Origin of the sequence: Tenacibaculum sp. SZ-18 (genome assembly GCF_002813915.1) — a bacterium.
Classification (GTDB): domain Bacteria; phylum Bacteroidota; class Bacteroidia; order Flavobacteriales; family Flavobacteriaceae; genus Polaribacter.
Genome location: NZ_CP019335.1, coordinates 212,604 through 231,700, shown reverse-complemented (window position 1 = coordinate 231,700; position 19,097 = coordinate 212,604). Strand labels below are relative to the sequence as shown.

Sequence of the window (19,097 nt, the reverse complement as noted above, 5' to 3'; positions counted from 1 at the left end):
TTCCGCAACACCGGAAAATGACTAGCATCAATTTCCCGCAAAAAATCATACACAATTACGTTGGCATTCATTAACCAACATTTTCGCAAAAATTGATATTTAGAAATGAAAAAGATTTATTCACTTTTAGCAATCTGTATATTATTAACAAGTTGTTTTGATTTATTTGACCCAGCTTATTGGAAGGATGGAGATTATATTTTATCCACTAATCCTGGAGAGCATAGTTGCTTATCACTTGCCAATGACGGAATTGTACTTTTGGATTGTGTTAAAAGCATTGGAAGCAATAAGGAATATATAATAGCTAAAGAGACAAACGGAAAAAAACAGTTAAATTATTGGATAATCAAAAAACTTGAAAACAAATACAAAGAAAAACCAGAAGGTCCTTTTGTATATGATGAATTTGTTGAAATGAAGAAAAAACTTTCAATAGCAGATTTGAAATTTGAAAAGGAATTTGGGAAAAATTAAAATATATTACTCAAAGTACTAAAACGAAATGCCAACAAGATGTATAATTAATTGCGGCTGAATTTCCTCAGCGGAAATTCAATCTTATTAATTATATTTCCGCATCAACGGAAAATGACTCGCGTCCTTTTCCCGCAAAAAATCATACACAAATACGTTGCCATTCATTGGCGAAACGTACTCAAAAATGAATAATTAAAGAAATATTATTATGAAAATATACACAAAAAAAGCATTGAAATCGGGAATATTCGCAGGAATTGGTTTTGGAATTGCTACAGCCGGAATAGACTATTATGATGGAGATGATTTTCAATTATGGAAATTTATTTTTAAAGTTTTATTCTTTGCAATATTTATGGGACTTTATTTTAATTACAGCTTTAAAAAACAATTCGAAAAAGAATCTAAATAGAAATCTAAAACTGAACTGAATGCGGAATTTAGCAAGTTGCAGAATTGTTCACTCAATAGGAATTGAAAAAGTTTGTGGATTAAAACACTGACTGAACAAATTTACTAAAACGTTGAAACTCGGAAAACCGAATTTAGCGGAACAACAACAATCTAAAAAAACAACGAAATGGCAACACCGTGTATAATTCATTGCTAGTTATAGCCTACTTACGAAAGTCCGCGCGGACTTTCTATCTGTGATTTATTTGTTAACTTTAGTGCTTAAACACGCAACAAAATCATACACCAATACGTTAGCAATAAGCGAAAAAACTATGAAAAAAAATATTTTAATATTCACTTTAGTATTAATAAACTGTAGTAAAACGGATAAAACAGATTTTTTGTTAAAAGGAATCACTAAAGGAATCAAAGACAAAACACCAATCTATTTAAAAATAGAAAATCAAACAATAGACTCTACCAATATTGAAAATAACACATTCTTTTTTCAAACAAAAAAAATAGAGTTTCCTGTTGAGGCGGTTTTAAGAATAAACAATCCACCACAATACAAATCAATATGGTTAGAAAATAAAGAAATTCTATTTGATGCGTCTAAAACTGAATTTATAAAATATGCTAAAATAACAGGTTCTGAAACCCAAAAAACTTCCGATAGTTTATATCAGGAAATTAAGAAACTTTCATATAAAGAATCATTAAAAAAAGGAATGAGTTTCGTAAAAAACAATCCTAAAAACATTTTAAGTGCTAACCTACTTTCTTTCTATTCAACTACTTGGGGAAGAAAAAAAACGAAAGAATTATTTAATCCGATGTCTATTGAAAACAAGAATTCTATTTATGGAAGACAAATTAGTAATTACTTAAAATTAAATAAAAACTTTAAAATAAGTGACAAATTTGTTGATTTTGAAATGGAAGATCAGTTTGGATTAAAAAAACGATTATCCGATTTAAAAAACAAGGTTATTCTGCTTGAGTTTTGGTCTTCTTGGTGTTCTCCATGCCGAGAGGAAAATCCGAATCTAGTTAAAACGTACAGGAAGTTTAAAGACAAAGGTTTTGAAATATTTGCTGTTTCAGTAGATAATAATAAAAGTAGTTGGCTTAGAGCTATTAAAAAAGATAGTTTGGAATGGATTCATGTAAACGACCATTTGAAAGGGGATAGAAATGTAGCTTCTTTGATATATGGAACTTATTCACTACCTGATAATTTTTTAATTTCAAAAAGCGGAGATATTATTGCCAGAAACTTAAGAGGTAAAAAATTAAACGAGAAATTAAATCAAATTTTTGAATAAAACCTATTGCTAACAATGTATAACCGCAATTACAGCGGATTCAACTTCGTCCGAATCCACTCGGAATTGCTAAGGCTAGTGTTTAATCCTAAAATAATCGCTAATTTACCCGTAACTGACGGTTATACGAGACAGTTGTATGTAATAAGTCCAACTTCTGGCTTTTAAATACACTTTTTGATTGTGATGAAGGATAGGTAAAACAGGATTAAAATTAACTAAACGTAAGAATGCAGTTTAGTCAAGCTTATCGATTGACATCGTATGAGAGTTGCACTTTCAAATACGCATGCTAGCGTAAAAAGCTTGCCGAAATTAGAAGATTTTTTTGACAATGTCAAGTTTTAAAACGATAATTTAATTTAAATCAATGTTTTAGAGCGGAGCAGAAAATCATTTTTCAGATAACAAACCATATCAGTCTGTGGTTGATATAATTCATAATCTTGAAAAAACAAGTGAATTTAAAGTAATCTGAATGTAGCGCCTGGACTGACTACGTAAATATAAAAATAGAAACTATAAGATTTTAGCTATATTTACTACAAACAACAAAGAACTGAGGTAAAAAACCAACGATAATCTATTTAACTTAAGAAGTGTATAATTAATTACGTCTGAATAGCAACTATTTTAATAAGACAATTCAATAATCTCCTGTAGTAATTCCTCAGGAGATAGTTTTTTAGTAAGTCTTTCCAGGTTCTTTTCTGCTTTAGAAACATGACCAAATAATGAGTGGGATACTCCAATCTTTTTTATAAGATTAATAAAATATTCTAATGCTATTATGTTCTGATAGCGAACAAACTGATCAGCGTTTAAGTGTGGCACACCTTGACTTTTAACTACGTTGGAGAAATACTTTGAATACATATTGCAAAGTTCGTTATAATTTGTAGCATTAATTGCTTGATTTTGTAGCAAAAGTGAATTTTATTGCTTTAAGTACAAAATCCCCTTCCCCCAGAGTATGAATTTACTGGGTAAAAAATTACAGTACTCAGGAAAATACTCAAAATAAAACACTATATAACAACATATTAAAAAGCGAAAACAACAAAAGAGTATAAAAAGTACATTTTTTTCAGCTTTACTATTCTAGAAGTTAAATTTTCACAGTTTTTATATCAACATTTGCTTTTAAAATTTCCTTTGGGGTATATTCCTCAGTTTGTATTATTGAATGATGTCTTGCTTGATCTCTTACTGCTATTGTTGGAACTCCAGCTTTTAATAAATTTGTTATTCCTGTATCTTTTAAACTATACCATTGATATTTTTTAGACAAGTTCAAATGCAATCTTACTTTAGCCCATTCATCAGATATTTTTTTAGGAGCAAGTTTATTTTTACCAGGTAAAAAACTATCTGAGAATAAGTAATCACCAAGTTCAGCATTTTTAATATGATCAACTAAATAAGGAATTACCAAATCAGGTATTGTAACTGGCATGCTTTTTTTGTTTTTGGAAATATTACTATTAACATAGATAACGCCATTTTTTAAGATAATATCGCTTACTTTAAGTTTTGTCATTTCAGTTCTTCTAATTAGACAATAGTAACATAGTAAACAAAGCATATAATAATTCCTCTTTTCGTCTTCTAAGTATTTGAAAATTTCCTTTAAAGCTCCATCAGGTATTATTTCACGTTCTTTTACTTTTTCTGGAATTAATTCTATTCGATTCGTCGGATTATGTGAAATAAATTTTTTCACTATTAGCCAATCACTAAATGTTTTAATGAAGTTTAAATAATTATTTCGAGTTCTAGCTGAATTATCTCTATCATAATAAATAACATCTAAGAAATCACGCACTAACTCACCTTTAAACTTAATAACAAACATATCCTCTTCTTTTATCTCTTTGAGGTATTTGATAATATTTTTAATAAATGATTTGTAGCTCCTTAATGTATCTTCTCTTTTTTCGTTATTTCTTACTTCTTTTTCAGTTCTATCTAAAAATAGTTTTGATGCTTCAGTAAATTTATAAAACCCCTTACTTTCATTTTCATTTAAAAATGGGTTCCATCCCCTTTCAAGTTTTCTATTAATTTCTAAAACCATCTTACGGCCTAACTTTCTTCGTTCGGTAATACTTTTTAATGGACGCACCCTATTAGCTTTTCTCTTAAGCTTATTATCAAAAGGACATTTGACATAATAAATTATTTCCCAGCGTTTGTTTTCTCTCAATTCTGCAGGTACATAATCTACTAAGGATACTACGGTTTTTGGGTTTTGACTAGTGGACATTTTTTTTTTACATCAGGTTTAAAAAACTGTTGTAAAAAGTTAAACATCAATTTGCGGCGAATTTGCGGCGTTAATACCGCTATAAACTAACAAAACCCTTGTTTTCAAAAGGGTTTTGTTCAACTTAGTAGCGGGAGCAGGACTCGAACCTGCGACCTTCGGGTTATGAGTTCGAAGATTAAACCAATCATTTACTTTGAGCCCTTATTTTATTGACTTAAAGTAAACAACCCACTAATAAAAACTGTTAAAATAGTGTACGATTTAAGGCACGTTGTTAACATCTGCAATTTAATATAAATGGTTGAAATTTCTAATAGATAACTTTAAACAGTTATAATTTTATCTATTAATGGTTTTATTTCACTACTGATCAAAAGATCTATCTCGGTTGTCTCCATTGAAACAAACCCCTCATCCAAATCTGTTGCAACACTACAATAAACCAAAGCATCATCTTCTTCAGATAACGAATAACGTTTTATAAACTTCAAATAAGAATATGTAATCAATTGCTCATAATAAATATCTTTCAACATTCCCTTAGGCATAGATAAGGTCTCTATTATCAAACTACCCTTATTTTCTAGTTCTTTTAGTCGTAGAACATAATCAGAATCTACTTCTACTCCTTTGTATTTTTTGTCAACATCTGGATCATCTTTTCTATGACCAAAAACAGCATATACAGTATTCGGTGAAGTTTTCCCATTAACAGCAACAAACACGATAAATCTCATTGCCTTAGTTCTACTGTAGATCTTCTTATTAATATTCGAAAGTTCATCATACAGGTTTAGTTTCATAAGATTTGACAACATATAAGCACCCTCTTTAATTACTTTATTGTCATTTTTCAATAATTTAATCTCTTCTTTTTGCTTCCTATCTTTTCTGTCGGTTATATATTTATAATAACCAAAAAAAATTGGTGCCAAAACACCAATTAATTTTAACAAAAGCTCAAAGAACTCTATTGTCTTATCATCCATCATTTTCATTAATCATTTTAGACTTTATATAACGCTCCAGGAACTTTAAAATAGTAGTATGAAAACCAAAAGCAATCCAGTAACTAGCAATATATTTTCCCAAACCAACCTTTAAACTAATAGCATAAGGTATAGTAACAATTAAGCTAAAAACTATTATTTTCAAAGTTTTACTCTTCACAAAGACAATAGGAACTTTATGCACAAACCATCCTGAAGTAATAACTAACAGAACTATCATTACATTGATATTACTTATAACAGAATCAACTAACTCAGTATAACTCCAACTAGCCATATTCAACAGAATTTAATTTATACTGAATTGATTAACACTATAATAACCAGAAATTGTTAAAACTCCATTACCTGAATAAGCTGGAGCTCCTAAAGAACTAGCGTCCTCTTTATTCTGAAAGTAGATGTAATTATCAGTTACTCTTGGAACGAATAATTCACTCTCTTGAGACAAACCAGTATTTCTTATATTTAATATAGATACACTCTCTAAAGAACCAGACTTTAAATAAGGCATATTATTAATTCTTAGATCACCAGATGGCGAACCATTTCCTCCAATACCAACAAAAGAAATCGTAAAATAAACAATATTACCTACCCTATAATACACCCCATTAGTTGTTGATACATTATAAGAATAGCCACCACCACTATCAACCAAAACAGGATTAAAAGAAGTCTCATCTTCATATATATTGGAAAAATACGACTTAACCCAACCAGCAGTTGTTAAAGTATTATCGCCGTTAAGATTAATAACATGGTTTGCCATATTAGAAGTTAAAAGACCGTCAAACTCAAATTCAGTAGCCTTCATTTTAATATACTCTTCCTCATCATTTAACTTAAAATACGTTTCCCCGCCCTGTCCGTTAGGATCACCAATAAATACTTTAATCTCCCCTTCAGAAACCAAACCATCACTATACACACCTTCTACTCCAATTATATTTGGGGCCGAAGGATCACTATCATCAACAATAAAATTATTTCCTCCCGAAATATTTCGGACAACTACTCCCAAATCTTGAATTACCTTATCTACAAAACTTACCTTTGGAAGGTAACGAATATCCCCTTTATCATTTATAACGACTAAACTATCACTATCTGCTCCTACTCTTAAATTCTTAATCTGTAAGTCTCCAGTTGTAATCTTATCATTTCTTTGAGAATAAGAGAATAATACTGAAAAAACTAACATTAAAATTGAAAAACACTTTTTCATACTTTTTACTTTAAAATTAATAACCTTACTTCACTTTCTGGATTCGTCTCTACAAACAAACATTTACTTTTAACATAACCTAAACTTAATTCTGTAACTTCCTCTGCGGAAACATAAACGGACTCACACCCATCTTCAACCCTTTTAACTATAACATTTGATTTCTCTGAAAGATGTATTGACAACACAATTTCATCTCCCTTCATTCCAAAATATGCCCGCCCTTTAGCATCCGTTTTTTCGACATACCAAGCTTGACTAACACCTAAAACTTCCATTTCCTAAAACATTTTATAATAAATTACTTTTTAAACACTATTATTTCAACTGAACCATCAGAATCTGCTTCCAACCAAATTTTTGGTATTTTTAAAAATCCAAAATTCAAAACCCCTTCTCCTTGAATACTACCATAATCTTCTTTACCACTATTACTGCCTGTTTTTAGATAACCAGAACCTGAAAAATCAATAGCCATTAACAAAGAATTCTCTGGCAAGTCATACTCAACTGATTCACCCATAATTAAATCACCTAAAAGAATCTTTTTAACACCTTTCTCACTTAACTCATTAATTGCCTCTAATAGAGATTTTTTAGTTGTTGTTTTTAACAATGACATATCAATCAATCTTTCATCTGAACCATCCCATAAGTTCTGACCAAAACAAGCCAAAATAATTTCCAGAAAATTCTGATTCAATTTATTTCCAACCGTCTTCCCATCATCTCCTGACTGATTATTTACCCCTGTACCAAGATTAAATTTTTTCATTTCCTAAAAATTATTTTTCTTCACTTAAAAACCATGTATCATCACTTAAAAAATGTCTAGTACTATCTAAAGTAAAAACCCCTCTTCCTTCATTAGGATCAACATAGTTTGAGTTTTGTTCGAAAACAAAACGATGAATTATCTTTTCCGTATTCATATCTATACTTGTATTGACAACCAACTTAATTCATTTGACTTTTCTTCGTTCGATTGAACAAATACTATCCAAGATCCTGACGAAGGAAATTCAATACTAAATTCAGAGTCCGACAAACTCAAATTTTTTATAATCTTGGCCCCTTCTAATGTTTGAGTACTAATATTAAACTTCTGAACGATTTGTTGCAGATTAACGGGCGCATAACCATCCTCGTAACTAACTAAATATTTCCCCTGAACATTCAAAGGGTCACCAATATCAACTTTTGTAATTGCAATTTTAGACTGAACTTCTTCCTCACTAGTTGAAACAACATGAACATATTGTCTGTTCGAAAAATACTCCCCTTGTTTCAACTCAATTTCATACCACCCTTCCTCCTCAGGCTGAATATTAACACCGAAAGACTTTATTGTACTACCATTACTATGTGAAATAGGAAAAGCCTCTTCAGTTCCTTCATAATTAAAACTTGAAGAACTAACATAATTCTCAAGTTTTCTTAAAAACAACATTGCATTTACCTGATTAATACCTGTAATAGTGTAACTTGTTTCTAAAAAATACACATATGCACCAAAGGAAGTCGGAGATAAAAACTTGGTCGATATAACAATGCTAACATCATTAACACCACCTCCATCAGGAATTTCAAAATCATAGTCAACCGAATCTGAAATTTCTCCTATTTTCTTTTCAACTAGAACCAACTCGGTTTGATTTCCTGTTAAATCAAGCGTAAGATTTTCTATATTATAATCACGTAAGCCCTGATAATTAAACCTGATTATATCAATAGGAGAAAATAAGCCTTGACACACACCACTCATTTTCACGTTAATTTCATTTTGCAATTTCAAATACATTTTTGCAAAAACATCCAAATAAGAGGAAACTTCCTCGTCAGTTGATAACTTCCATCTACCCAAATGATAATCTGAATAATTATAAACCTCAGAATCCAAACGTATCTCTAATAAATCTCCTTCCTCTATAAAAACATCTTGTGAATTGGCAGTAAGATACTTTTGCTGAACAATACACTCACCTCCATATTCTGAATCATATACAACCGAATAATTCAACTCATTAACCTTTTCATAGTTAAGTGAATCAGTTTTTTTAACATACAACTTAAAACCATTATTCAAATAGTTAAAATCCTTCTTTGAAATTTTCATAAACAACAATTCAACAAAAGGATTACCGAGATACTCAACTTCTTTTAAAACAAAAGAACTTGGTATCAAAGAAATATTAACCGGAAATAAAGTAGAATTAATAATTTGACTCGTTATAGAATCAGAAAAGTCAAATCTTCTCTTAGAGAAAGAGTCAACAGCAGCTGAGTGAAACAATTCTTCTTCATATATTGTTGTAAAAGCTAAACCTCTATTCAAAGAATAACCAGCTTCCCCTTGATGATTTAAAGTGAAATCACATTTTGTAAAAACTAAACCTAATCCTAAATAAACCGTATTTAAAACAGGTTTTTCAACAGCAGGAAACAATCTTATATTATACCAACCCGTTTCCTTTAAAATAATTTTATCGATTTTCAATTCGCCTTTTATCTGAGAAGAACTTTGGGCTGTTAACTTAAAATCATAAATCCCTTTAGGAATATCTACATACTCAAGATTACTTAGAACAATTTCTTCCTCAACAATACTGGAGTTTTTGAAACTTTTCCTAGTAATAGCAAAGTAAAAAATGTCATCATAAGACCCTTCTTTGATATTTTCAGACAACGAATCATCCTCCACCGGAGAATATTCAAAATCAATTGATAGAGTTGCATATCTATTTAAATCATCTGAGCCTTCAACATAATATGACTTTACTAAAGTGGCATAATTATTCTCTAAATCTGTTTTACTCGAAACAAAATCTCTAAAAACTAAATTAGGACCTATAAAATCTTTCCCCGTATTCGGGGTAGCACTTAACCCTATAAAATCATTAGTGAAATTTAGTTTAGAATAATCAAAATCAGCGTCATAAAAAGACAATAACACTGAAAAATCTATAGATGAATTTGATATTAAAGTCCAATACTTAGGAGTTCTATCATTTACATCAGAATCAAAATTTAAAGGAAAAGCAAGAGCATTATCTTTAGGAATTATATGTTTTGATTTATCTGAATCCCAATTAACCACTACTTCATTAAGCAAAGGCTCTATTGAAATCATCTGTTCACTATAAAACTTAACAAACTTCTTATTTCTTACAAATGTACTTTTGCCCTCGTACACTATCGATTGTAAATATTTATTACTATAAACAAAAAACTCAATTTCATCATGAGCAAACTCATTTAAACCAATAACAACCCATTTGCCAAGATACTGAAACAACTTACACCCAATACTTACCAATAAGTCGCTAAGAATATCATAAGTCCTTTTCTTTCTTCCTGAGTCCATATAAACTGAAGTATCTACAATGAGATCATTATAATTCAACTCAAAGAACAGTTGCTGAATTGCAGGAGCAAACCAGACATCTAAAAACAATCCTGTTTGATTCAGACAAGCAATTAAAATCTCAATAACTGATTTTCGTTCTTCGTAAAAAGAATCTTGCAAATACTTTCTTTTTAAACGAGCTATACCATCAGAAGCAATAAAATCAACAAAAAAACCGCTATGATCATAAGGCTCAGAAAATTGTTCAGGAAGCAAAAAACCTTCCCAAAATAACTCAACTTGATCATTTTCATTTCGAGTTTCAACTATCACTTTAAATCTAGTTTCACTACCAGTAAACAGATGAAAGAAATACGCTTCATCATTAACTGGAACTAACATATTAAATTGGAGTTCTGAAGTAATTAGATTGTGAAACTTTGAGTCAGAACCATTGTAAATTAACTTAGGTGAGCCCTGTTCAGTTTTCTCATAAGACAATTCACGTCCATTGCCCTTTGCATCTATTATCTTTATATCGTAGAATACACTCATTACTTCGTTCTAGATTTTCTTGAATTATACTTATCTAGAACAAACTGCAACTTTCCTGCATCAGCTGTTATCCTTCCTCCCAAAACAATATCTAATGCCTGTCCAGCTGGAGTTATCAAATCCTTTAACTTATTCAATGGAGCAACAACCTCTGGATTATTACTTGCTCCAGCATACTCTCCTATCAAAGCATTTGTCGGACCGTAAACTATACCCCCATTTGCAAAAGGCCTTGGTGATGAACCACCATCTCCACCAGAAAAGTTAGTCGCAATACTACCAATCAAACTTCCAATTGCAACCAAAGCTACACCCGCAGCAATAGCTGTAAAAGGATTTGTAAAGGCCGCTTTTATCGCTAGCATTCCAACACCAATTTTTATTGCGGCTTTCCCTAATTGAACGGCTATATCTCCAACAGTTTTAAGCAACAAACCAGCAACATCTCCCATACTTACAGAACCATCAAACAATCCCGCAATCATAACTCCGAAATTCTCTAAAACAGAAGCTGAAGCAACAGAAATTGTATCAGAAATCTCAGTTGAAAAATCAATAAAACTGTCATTAACCGACCTTAATTCAGTTTCCAACTCTTCTCTTTCTTGTTTTACACCCTCAACTATACCTAAATCAGGAATCTGAGCAATCTTCCCTTCACCATTTCGCTTATCATCTAAAACTCCACGAACTTTATTTTTAGAACCATTTACACCTAATTTAACCGGTATATTTAATGGACTAATCTCATTTACTTTTTCAATTATCTCAGTCGTATCAATGTTAGACTTTAATAGTTTAATTTTTGATCGATTACCAACATTTTCAAAGGCCTTTTTTGTATTATTCCCAACATCACTCATTAACTTCGACCAATCTTCTTTTAACGACTCTCCAACACCAGAAACTCCCTTCCGAGTTTCATCTTTGTATTTTGATACTATTTTTGGAATTTCCTTGAATGATCCAGTGAATACAGCCTTGAATATTCTTCCAATAAGTTTAAACCTACTAACGAAAGAAGCAATAAAACCCTTTACTAAACTTGAGATTGACGAGAAAGCAAATTTCGCTACTGACCACATATTCCTGAAGACTAGAACAACGCTTTCAACCCCAGCTCTGAATAAAGAACTTTCATTATACAAGTCAATGAAATAGTTAGCAATATCAACTAACACTTCCCTAATAGGTGACCAATTTTTATAAACTATTACTCCAATTGCAGTTAAACCAGCGACTACCAATCCTATTGGACCAGTCAATAAAGTAAAACCAGTTGAAATAGCAGGTAAAATAGTTCCCGCAAGAGCTAATAATGGACCCACAGCGGCAGCTACACCTCCTAAAATAACTATAAACTTCTTTGTTTCAGGAGATAAATTTTGAAACCCAGAAACCAAGCCCTTTATGGTCTCCACAAAAGGAATAATAGCTTCCGCTATAATTGCACCAAACTCCTCGGATAAATCTCCAATACTGTTTTTTAACTGAGTTAAAGGACCTGTTCCTGCTTTTGCAGCAGCAGCAGCACTCCCTCCATATTGTTTTTCTAATTCATTAAGAATAATAGTTTGAGCTTCAGCTAATCTATTTGTTTCTACAAGTGTATTTATTGTAGATTTCTGTTCTTCCGAAAACTGTATCCCGGAACGACTTAAAGCTGACAAATTAGCAACAGGATCATTCAACGCCTTACCCAATTGAATAGAAGCTGACTTTAAATCACCATCTAACCTAGTTGCTAAATCTAATGCGGCTTGTTGAGTTCTATCGAATTGCTGACCTGCAATATTTGTAAAAGTTAATAATTGAGCTGTAACATTTTGCAAAATTTCTTCATCTCCAAAAAGAGTGTTGCTTTGTAAACTAGAAGCCATTTTTTGCAACTCATTTGAAGTAAAACCAACAGCATTTCCTGTTGTTCTTAATCCAGTTTCTACCTGAGCTATCGCTTTAACTTGTTTATCCCAATTTTTTAATGAAAGTGCGGAAAAAGCAATAAAAGGAGCTGTTACCCCAACAGATAATTGAGCACCAATTTTTTGCAAATTCTTTCCCACCTTTTGCATCTGTCTATTGACATTTTGCATTTGAGACGAAAACCCTTTTAAATCAGCGGTAAACTTTATATTTACATTAGCTAAACTAGCCATTGAAAGTTTCTTTTTTTAGATTATTAAAATACTCTTGTAACTCTTTTTTTGTATTAACCTTTCTTTCTATGTGTGTAGGCTCTTCTTCATCCCACGGCAACTCAAAAACATCTTTTAGAGAAAAATCCTTTTTATCTGTATGTGGCAACAAACAGTAAAAAATCGATAACCTTGTTCTTTGCCATTCTCCTTTTTCTTTGATTTCTTCTTTACGACGATAACCAATCAAAATATTTGCAAACTGGCGTGGTGTTAAAGAGTAGAAATAATCAATAGATAAACCTAATTCACCACAAGCCAAAATTTCTAATTCATCAAATGTCGGATCGAATATATTCGTTGCATCCGATCCGACTTTTACTTTCCCCCTTTCTTTGGTTCTACTTTATTGTTTGGCAACGAACTTGAAAACTCTCTCATTACTATAGATATATCAATATCTGACTTTAAAACACTTGTAATAACATCATCAGAATTAACTTGTACATCTGGAGTATGGCTTTTAATTCCTGAGATAATTAAATTTCCAATGAAATCTAACTGCTCAAAAGAAGGATCATCCATTTTATCAAGCTTTAACTCTTTAACCAATTTATCATAACCGGATACTTTATTATACCCATAATGCTGGCAAACATTTCTTAAAGCTCCATACCCAAACTTTAAACCGTAACTTTTACCTAAAACTTTTACCTTGATCATACCGCTATTCCTGTCATTAAAACACCATTACCCTTTAAAGAATAATCAAAAGTTACAGTTTCATCATTTGTTGATTTAACCGAAAAACTTTCAATGTAAGCCTTACCAGAAAACACAACATTACCAGCAACACCATCAGTAAACTCAACATCCACTAGCACACCTGATTGACCTGCATCTGAAATAGCTTTCAAATCATTCTCTGTTCCTGGAGCATTTCTTGCGTACGCATTCGAACTCAAACTCCAAGAACTTTTTCCTGGAGTATTTTCTACTCCGGTTGTATCTTTTGACGCAATCTCCTTAAACTCTCTTTGCCAATTTAAAGTCGCATCTGTTTCATGATAAACTTCATTCGTACCAATCTTGATACGCATTTTTGATCCCTCGTAAAAAGCCATAACTCTTTATAATTTTATATTAAATTTTTGTTCTATCAATAATCTTCCTTCTTCCAATACTCCTGATATTCCTCCCAAATCTTTATATGAATAACCTGAAGATTTAAAAGCGGATGTAACTGCATCAGCTATTGCACAACATTCGTCATACCCTAACGCATAACTAGTTACAATTACATTGTATCTTCTTGATACATCTTTTGACGCTGAACCAATATCTTCTATTCGATAAACAACAAAATTTTCAGATTCTTCAACAGAAGCATATAAAGGATAAATACTTTCAACTGTATTACTCAATAAATCGGTTAATTCACTCGAATTCTTTAAATCCGAATACACCCTTTCTGAACTTTCAACAAAACTCATATACTAAGCTTATTAATTTGTTTTTGAATATACTTAGCCAATCTTTGTTCCGATTCTCTAGCAACCCCACCTTTTGTTTGAGTATATGCTCTATCCATAAATGGATTTGATTTTATTTTCTTAGTTCCCCCAATAACAAACTGCCTTAAATACCAACCATCTGCTTTTTTAGTACTTCTAGGGCTTACAATAACCATCGGATTCAAACTCCTTCGCATTGTTTTCTTTCCTATACTTCTTTTACCTGTACCTGGAGAAATTACTGCTCCAAACACTTGATTTCTTCGTTTTTGAACATGTGGTTTTTTACTCACTGGAGCTAAAGACTTTGCCACCTTTACTGTAGAATTTGCAACTTGCCCTAATATTTTTGTTACTTCTCTCCTTTTCGTTTTATCATCTCCTAATTCCTTTAACTTTCTCTGCAGCTCCCGAAACCCCCTTATTTCAACTATTGATTTAGTCAATTTTAAACGCTTTTATCCTTAAATACCTCTTTACTCCAATTTTAGAAACTGAAACAATATTATACTTCTCATCATCAAACAAAACCTGCTTCTCTTTTGTTGCTCCAGGACCAACTAAACGAGCATCATATCGTAATACAAATGACTTTTTGTTTACATAAACAATTCTTCCTTCAATCTCTTCAGTACCTGAAACATCCTCTACCTTAGCCCAACAATTTTTTAAAACTTGCCATGTACTAGTTGTAGCACCTGTTGACTGTGATTTACTTTCAACATAACTCTGAATCGTAACCCTTTCAGTTAGCTCTCCTATGTATGCTTCATTCCTATTCATTGGAATAATATCTATGCGGCGCTAACATATGCATTACCGCAGTATTTTTAACTTTTGACCTGTCACTTCTAAACTCGTAATACTCTCCGACCAGTAAGAATAATGATTGCTTTATAGCCTTTGGGATTTTTTTAAATCCGCATGTTACCGTTAATGTAACTGCATCTGACTTATTCACTTTAACTTTTGGTAAATCCGATAACAAAAACAAAATTTTACTCTCAAACTTATCAATTGACTCTAAGTAATATAAATCTGTAGAAAGTGTTTGTTGTTCATTGCCCTCATTAACATATTCAACATTATCAACAGATTTAATAGTTTGTCTCTTAAAAGCAAAAACATCCTCGAATGACTTTCCTTTTACTGTATATGTTTGATCTAGTACATCACGACCTAGATAACTTATTATATAAGAGAACGCTGCCTCCATATAACTCATTATTAAAGCATCATCTTCAATATAATCTAGTTCAATCTTCAAATGATCTTTAACTTCTTTTAAAGTCACCAAATCCGTTACCTGTAAATCATTCAACTCTGTATAAAATGCCACTTACTTTAATTTTTTTAAAAAAAAGCCTGCCTCTAAGCAGGCTTTTTAGTATTCAAGAAACAACTAAACCAAATATCTAAAACGAAGATATCTATACTTTCTCAGCGTATTTTGTCTCAATTAACTCCATAGCTAAAGGCTCTGGAATATTCGCCTCATCACCTACATGATACCCTAGTTTAAACAGACCTGTAGGAGACAATAAAAACCTAACCTCTAAAAACTTTACTTTCCCAACAAGACCCATATTGGATTTACTATTTAATTCATCTTTTTTATTAAAAATTCCCATTCAATTTTCTTTTTTTTAAACCAACAAGAATACCTATGAAATAACCCAATCTTTAACAACTGAAAAAGCTTCAGGACTCCTTAATAAAATATCTAAATATTGATTTACAGTAATCTCAATGATTCCTGCCTTTTTTCCTGTAATATTATCCACGACCATATCAGAGAACCCCCATTCTCCAATTAACAACTCCTTAAAACTTCCTAAAATAGCAGCAGATAAATTTGTTCCAGTACCTTTGGTTAGATCAGATGGTAAAAAATTACTAACACCATACCCATAACCATTACACTCATTATTTGTTATTAAATATTTAGCATCACCTGTAGTATGTAAAGACTGTTTTAAAGAACCTTTCGTTTTAGTGTTAAACAGGTACTTTAAATCATTATCATAATAATTTGCATCACCCACCTTAGTCTCCATATCAACTAAGTGACTCCAAGAAGGCGAAGAACCATTAACCCCTGCTGAAAGAATATTCACATCAGGAGAATTTAAAATACCTAAAGGGACATTTCCAGTTCCTGGACCATTAATAGCTGCCAAATCTATTGCTCTTTCAACTGCTCTTCCTATCTCTTCAGCTGTAAACATCTCTAAATCTATTACTGACTGATGCAAGTTTTGAACAGAAATTGGAACAGTCGCAGAAACTCTTTTAGCATCCATAGCAACCCTTTTATATTGGTTCTTAGAAGAATTTACCTCAGAAATTTCACCTTCCCAAGTCGCAATAATTCCCCCTTTATTTTTAACAAAAGACGCAGGCCCCTTTAATCCTCTAACATATCTAGCCCCTAAAGACTCAATAATTGGTTTCGGAGTAAGAGCATCTATGACACCTTTAAATTCCTCATAAACTAACTTACCCCCAAAATCACCAGAATCCTCTCCAACAGTCTGTCCTGCAGCACGCATACTGTTAGGAATAGCAACTCCCTCAATTGTTCCTCCAAAATTTTTAGCTTCCCTTAAAGCTTCTTGGTGATACTCTGCTTCGACTCCATCCAAAACACCTCCAGGCAATTGAGAACGTAACGCTTTATGTAAAGAAAAACGTTCTAACATTTGCTGCTTTTCACGTCTTTCAGATTTACCTAATCCTGTGCCATCAATACGCACTCCATCTGATAATGACGTCGCTTTTTCATTATCCTCAATTATTTGAGCACGTTCAACTTCAGCATTTAGTCGAACTATTTCAGTTTGATGAGCATCAAATTGAGTATTTTCATCATCAGTCATTTGCCTTTTTTCATTTCGTGCCTTATTAACCAATGCTTGTTGTTTTTCCTTTAATGAAGCACGTTCAACTTTTAAATCTTGTAAAGTTTTCATATTACTTTTTTAACTATTAATTATTAATTGTGCTTCACGCACACTTCTTTTTAACTCTTGACCTTCCTCAGAAGAAGCTTCTGAAGACACCTCTTTTTTCACATCCTCAATCATTTCCTCCAAAGTGATTTGATTTCTTTTATGCGCATCGATATTGGAGCCTACTGTCACAACTGACCACTCAAATAGTTCGTGTCGTTCGAAATACAAGACATTCTCATCTTCCCCTTTCTCTTTATCTCCTAACCTTGCTTTATGCACACGAGCTCCAACACTAGCCATTTTTAGTGTTCCGTTTACGACTTTACGAAACACCTTTTCAGCCTTAGGGTTTGTTTCTGCATCTTCGAAAGTTACCACCCCAATCAACTTATCTCCCTCAACTCTCACAGTTGAAGTTCCAATGATATTATCTGGATCATCTGAACCAGACCTATGTTGGTAACAAACAATTGGGTTTTTTAAATACCTATTTAAATCCCAACCACTAATTCTAAAAACGGTATTATAACTATCTACCGCTTCCGAAGAGATTACAAACTCAACCTGACGGTTAGCAATCATCTCTTCTGACACATTCCTTACATATGCATCACGAGTGACTATTCTTTGATTTGAATTTTTACTCATTTGTTTTTTCTTTTAATTCTTTAAGCTTTGTATCAATTTGCTCTAAGGTTTGAGCATTAACAGGAGTTAAAGGCTCAGATAATCCTTCAAGCGAATTCATATCAAGTAATGATCTAACTTCATTTCGTGTATAAACTCCCGAGAAAATTAATTTTGAAAAATATTCTGCTTGCGTTTTTTTGTCTGCTTGAAGCAAAGAATTATGGTTAAAATTGATGTAAAGACCTTTTTCAACCTCTGACTTTGTTAATAACTTAACATCGTATTCAGCTTTAAACGATTTTGCCCATGGAAGAATTGAATCTGATACATGTGCAATTTCTTGATGTTCAATATTAGAAAAAGTTGCTCCTTCCAATGACTTTAATTTATGAGGTGGGATATTTAACCAACGAGCAACCTCGATAACTCCTTCTTTGTTTGTTTGAAGAAATTGCGCCTCTTGCGGAGTTAATCGGATATAATTGAAAGAACCTGATTCATCTAATACAGCAACTTTATGCTGTGTTGCAGTATTTAATCGATTTTGCAACGCACCTGCATATCTTGTTTTTGCCTCAGGATCCATTGGCTTGGCTGTTGTTACAATTCCAATTCCTTCTCCTTTAGTCTCATAATATTCTGAAGCGTACTCTTGTGAGTTTAAGTTGACTCCTAGACTCATTGCAGCTAATGTTACAACACCTACACCTACAATTCCATTTAATGTAAAACCAGGAACATGAATAATCTCGTATGAACTATATGATTTTTCTTTAATACGATAAAATAGCTTTGATTTGTGCTCAATTACTTTTACAGGAGTTAGATTTTGATCAACATACTGTAATGATTCTACTTTTTGTGTGAGCTCATTTCGATTAATAATGGCGTACGCATTTCCTTTTAAAATAGCTGACAACAGCATTACTTTATCAAAAGAAAATGCTGTCATGTATTGATTTGGACGTTTTGAAACTATGTAGTTCAAATGATGGCCTGAAAGTTTGATTCGATCACCATCCTTTTTCCGATAAATCGACTTAGGAAGTTTCGCATAATCGTTTGAAAGAATATTTAAACCATTATAAAATGACGAAAGTGTCAAAGCTGTTGTTTCATTTATTGGTTTTCCACTTTTGGTAATACCTCCAAAGAATGAATTAAAAAAACCGCCCGATTTAACAGGCGTGTTTCTTTTTTCCACAAACTCAGATTTAAGTGACTGTAACAACATTCTTTACATATTAACAAT

The 19,097-nt window shown here is 32.0% G+C and carries 24 protein-coding genes; 3 read left to right on the top strand and 21 right to left on the bottom strand.

Annotated elements, in window-relative coordinates; all coding sequences use genetic code 11:
- Positions 1-105: 105 nt before the first annotated feature.
- From BTO06_RS01165 to BTO06_RS01155, 3 genes are all read left to right on the top strand, one after another.
- On the top strand, positions 106-477 hold the full coding sequence (locus tag BTO06_RS01165) for a hypothetical protein (protein WP_100923567.1): 372 nt from the start codon (positions 106-108) through the stop codon (positions 475-477).
- Between the two features lie 211 nt (positions 478-688).
- Complete coding sequence (locus BTO06_RS01160) at positions 689-892, top strand: hypothetical protein (protein WP_100923566.1); 204 nt, start codon at positions 689-691, stop codon at positions 890-892.
- Between the two features lie 316 nt (positions 893-1,208).
- On the top strand, positions 1,209-2,204 hold the full coding sequence (locus tag BTO06_RS01155) for a TlpA disulfide reductase family protein (RefSeq protein ID WP_100923565.1): 996 nt from the start codon (positions 1,209-1,211) through the stop codon (positions 2,202-2,204).
- A gap of 633 nt (positions 2,205-2,837) precedes the next feature.
- On the opposite strand, the gene BTO06_RS01150 is transcribed toward BTO06_RS01155, so the two are convergent.
- The 21 genes from BTO06_RS01150 to BTO06_RS01055 form a co-directional block, all read right to left on the bottom strand.
- A complete protein-coding gene (locus tag BTO06_RS01150; protein ID WP_157811691.1) occupies positions 2,838-3,131 on the bottom strand; it encodes a hypothetical protein in 294 nt (97 codons plus the stop codon).
- Positions 3,132-3,312: 181 nt separating this feature from the next.
- Positions 3,313-4,470: a tyrosine-type recombinase/integrase gene (locus BTO06_RS01145; RefSeq protein WP_100923563.1), complete on the bottom strand. Its 1,158-nt coding sequence runs from the start codon at positions 4,468-4,470 to the stop codon at positions 3,313-3,315.
- A 326-nt stretch (positions 4,471-4,796) separates the two neighbouring features.
- Positions 4,797-5,465: a hypothetical protein gene (locus tag BTO06_RS01140; RefSeq protein WP_157811690.1), complete on the bottom strand. Its 669-nt coding sequence runs from the start codon at positions 5,463-5,465 to the stop codon at positions 4,797-4,799.
- Positions 5,455-5,760 (bottom strand): hypothetical protein, encoded by a 306-nt coding sequence (locus BTO06_RS01135; protein WP_100923561.1) that lies wholly within the window; start codon positions 5,758-5,760, stop codon positions 5,455-5,457. Before BTO06_RS01135 ends, BTO06_RS01140 begins: the two co-directional genes overlap by 11 nt.
- A 12-nt stretch (positions 5,761-5,772) precedes the next feature.
- Complete coding sequence (locus BTO06_RS01130; RefSeq protein WP_100923560.1) at positions 5,773-6,711, bottom strand: hypothetical protein; 939 nt, start codon at positions 6,709-6,711, stop codon at positions 5,773-5,775.
- A 5-nt stretch (positions 6,712-6,716) separates the two neighbouring features.
- Positions 6,717-6,989 (bottom strand): hypothetical protein, encoded by a 273-nt coding sequence (locus tag BTO06_RS01125; protein ID WP_100923559.1) that lies wholly within the window; start codon positions 6,987-6,989, stop codon positions 6,717-6,719.
- 23 nt (positions 6,990-7,012) lie between these two features.
- On the bottom strand, positions 7,013-7,486 hold the full coding sequence (locus BTO06_RS01120; protein ID WP_100923558.1) for a hypothetical protein: 474 nt from the start codon (positions 7,484-7,486) through the stop codon (positions 7,013-7,015).
- 10 nt (positions 7,487-7,496) lie between these two features.
- Complete coding sequence (locus tag BTO06_RS18335; protein ID WP_157811689.1) at positions 7,497-7,643, bottom strand: hypothetical protein; 147 nt, start codon at positions 7,641-7,643, stop codon at positions 7,497-7,499.
- Positions 7,644-7,645: 2 nt separating this feature from the next.
- A complete protein-coding gene (locus BTO06_RS01115) occupies positions 7,646-10,612 on the bottom strand; it encodes a hypothetical protein (RefSeq protein ID WP_100923557.1) in 2,967 nt (988 codons plus the stop codon).
- Entirely contained in the window at positions 10,612-12,768 is a 2,157-nt protein-coding gene (locus BTO06_RS01110) for a phage tail length tape measure family protein (protein WP_100923556.1), read from the bottom strand. Before BTO06_RS01110 ends, BTO06_RS01115 begins: the two co-directional genes overlap by 1 nt.
- Positions 12,761-13,069 carry a hypothetical protein gene (locus tag BTO06_RS01105; RefSeq protein WP_100923555.1) on the bottom strand — a complete coding sequence of 103 codons (309 nt, stop codon included), beginning with the start codon at positions 13,067-13,069 and terminating at the stop codon, positions 12,761-12,763. Before BTO06_RS01105 ends, BTO06_RS01110 begins: the two co-directional genes overlap by 8 nt.
- Positions 13,070-13,125: 56 nt before the next feature.
- Complete coding sequence (locus tag BTO06_RS01100) at positions 13,126-13,470, bottom strand: hypothetical protein (protein WP_100923554.1); 345 nt, start codon at positions 13,468-13,470, stop codon at positions 13,126-13,128.
- Complete coding sequence (locus tag BTO06_RS01095) at positions 13,467-13,871, bottom strand: phage tail tube protein (RefSeq protein ID WP_100923553.1); 405 nt, start codon at positions 13,869-13,871, stop codon at positions 13,467-13,469. The genes BTO06_RS01100 and BTO06_RS01095 overlap by 4 nt, the downstream gene beginning before the upstream one ends.
- A gap of 6 nt (positions 13,872-13,877) precedes the next feature.
- Positions 13,878-14,240 carry a hypothetical protein gene (locus tag BTO06_RS01090; protein WP_100923552.1) on the bottom strand — a complete coding sequence of 121 codons (363 nt, stop codon included), beginning with the start codon at positions 14,238-14,240 and terminating at the stop codon, positions 13,878-13,880.
- Positions 14,237-14,707, bottom strand: a complete 471-nt coding sequence (locus tag BTO06_RS01085; protein ID WP_100923551.1) for a hypothetical protein — start codon at positions 14,705-14,707, stop codon at positions 14,237-14,239. The genes BTO06_RS01090 and BTO06_RS01085 overlap by 4 nt, the downstream gene beginning before the upstream one ends.
- Positions 14,700-15,044 (bottom strand): phage head closure protein, encoded by a 345-nt coding sequence (locus BTO06_RS01080; protein WP_100923550.1) that lies wholly within the window; start codon positions 15,042-15,044, stop codon positions 14,700-14,702. The genes BTO06_RS01085 and BTO06_RS01080 overlap by 8 nt, the downstream gene beginning before the upstream one ends.
- Positions 15,037-15,600, bottom strand: coding sequence for a head-tail connector protein (locus BTO06_RS01075; protein WP_100923549.1), 564 nt, complete (start codon positions 15,598-15,600; stop codon positions 15,037-15,039). The genes BTO06_RS01080 and BTO06_RS01075 overlap by 8 nt, the downstream gene beginning before the upstream one ends.
- A 91-nt stretch (positions 15,601-15,691) precedes the next feature.
- Complete coding sequence (locus BTO06_RS01070; protein ID WP_100923548.1) at positions 15,692-15,892, bottom strand: hypothetical protein; 201 nt, start codon at positions 15,890-15,892, stop codon at positions 15,692-15,694.
- Between the two features lie 33 nt (positions 15,893-15,925).
- Positions 15,926-17,233 carry a phage major capsid protein gene (locus tag BTO06_RS01065; RefSeq protein WP_100923547.1) on the bottom strand — a complete coding sequence of 436 codons (1,308 nt, stop codon included), beginning with the start codon at positions 17,231-17,233 and terminating at the stop codon, positions 15,926-15,928.
- 9 nt (positions 17,234-17,242) lie between these two features.
- Entirely contained in the window at positions 17,243-17,863 is a 621-nt protein-coding gene (locus tag BTO06_RS01060) for an HK97 family phage prohead protease (RefSeq protein ID WP_100923546.1), read from the bottom strand.
- Positions 17,856-19,049 (bottom strand): phage portal protein, encoded by a 1,194-nt coding sequence (locus tag BTO06_RS01055; protein ID WP_157811688.1) that lies wholly within the window; start codon positions 19,047-19,049, stop codon positions 17,856-17,858. Before BTO06_RS01055 ends, BTO06_RS01060 begins: the two co-directional genes overlap by 8 nt.
- Positions 19,050-19,097: the final 48 nt, after the last annotated feature.

Bases quoted from the DNA above. Each gene is read 5' to 3' on its own strand.
- BTO06_RS01140 (WP_157811690.1), bottom strand. From the start codon at position 5,465: ATGATGGATGATAAGACAATAGAGTTCTTTGAGCTTTTGTTAAAATTA.
- BTO06_RS01125 (WP_100923559.1), bottom strand. From the start codon at position 6,989: ATGGAAGTTTTAGGTGTTAGTCAAGCTTGGTATGTCGAAAAAACGGAT.
- BTO06_RS01145 (WP_100923563.1), bottom strand. From the start codon at position 4,470: ATGTCCACTAGTCAAAACCCAAAAACCGTAGTATCCTTAGTAGATTAT.
- BTO06_RS01070 (WP_100923548.1), bottom strand. From the start codon at position 15,892: ATGGGAATTTTTAATAAAAAAGATGAATTAAATAGTAAATCCAATATG.
- BTO06_RS01135 (WP_100923561.1), bottom strand. From the start codon at position 5,760: ATGGCTAGTTGGAGTTATACTGAGTTAGTTGATTCTGTTATAAGTAAT.
- BTO06_RS18335 (WP_157811689.1), bottom strand. From the start codon at position 7,643: ATGAATACGGAAAAGATAATTCATCGTTTTGTTTTCGAACAAAACTCA.
- BTO06_RS01165 (WP_100923567.1), top strand. From the start codon at position 106: ATGAAAAAGATTTATTCACTTTTAGCAATCTGTATATTATTAACAAGT.
- BTO06_RS01130 (WP_100923560.1), bottom strand. From the start codon at position 6,711: ATGAAAAAGTGTTTTTCAATTTTAATGTTAGTTTTTTCAGTATTATTC.
- BTO06_RS01095 (WP_100923553.1), bottom strand. From the start codon at position 13,871: ATGGCTTTTTACGAGGGATCAAAAATGCGTATCAAGATTGGTACGAAT.
- BTO06_RS01110 (WP_100923556.1), bottom strand. From the start codon at position 12,768: ATGGCTAGTTTAGCTAATGTAAATATAAAGTTTACCGCTGATTTAAAA.
- BTO06_RS01060 (WP_100923546.1), bottom strand. From the start codon at position 17,863: ATGAGTAAAAATTCAAATCAAAGAATAGTCACTCGTGATGCATATGTA.
- BTO06_RS01120 (WP_100923558.1), bottom strand. From the start codon at position 7,486: ATGAAAAAATTTAATCTTGGTACAGGGGTAAATAATCAGTCAGGAGAT.
- BTO06_RS01115 (WP_100923557.1), bottom strand. From the start codon at position 10,612: ATGAGTGTATTCTACGATATAAAGATAATAGATGCAAAGGGCAATGGA.
- BTO06_RS01160 (WP_100923566.1), top strand. From the start codon at position 689: ATGAAAATATACACAAAAAAAGCATTGAAATCGGGAATATTCGCAGGA.
- BTO06_RS01065 (WP_100923547.1), bottom strand. From the start codon at position 17,233: ATGAAAACTTTACAAGATTTAAAAGTTGAACGTGCTTCATTAAAGGAA.
- BTO06_RS01080 (WP_100923550.1), bottom strand. From the start codon at position 15,044: ATGAATAGGAATGAAGCATACATAGGAGAGCTAACTGAAAGGGTTACG.
- BTO06_RS01155 (WP_100923565.1), top strand. From the start codon at position 1,209: ATGAAAAAAAATATTTTAATATTCACTTTAGTATTAATAAACTGTAGT.
- BTO06_RS01090 (WP_100923552.1), bottom strand. From the start codon at position 14,240: ATGAGTTTTGTTGAAAGTTCAGAAAGGGTGTATTCGGATTTAAAGAAT.
- BTO06_RS01100 (WP_100923554.1), bottom strand. From the start codon at position 13,470: ATGATCAAGGTAAAAGTTTTAGGTAAAAGTTACGGTTTAAAGTTTGGG.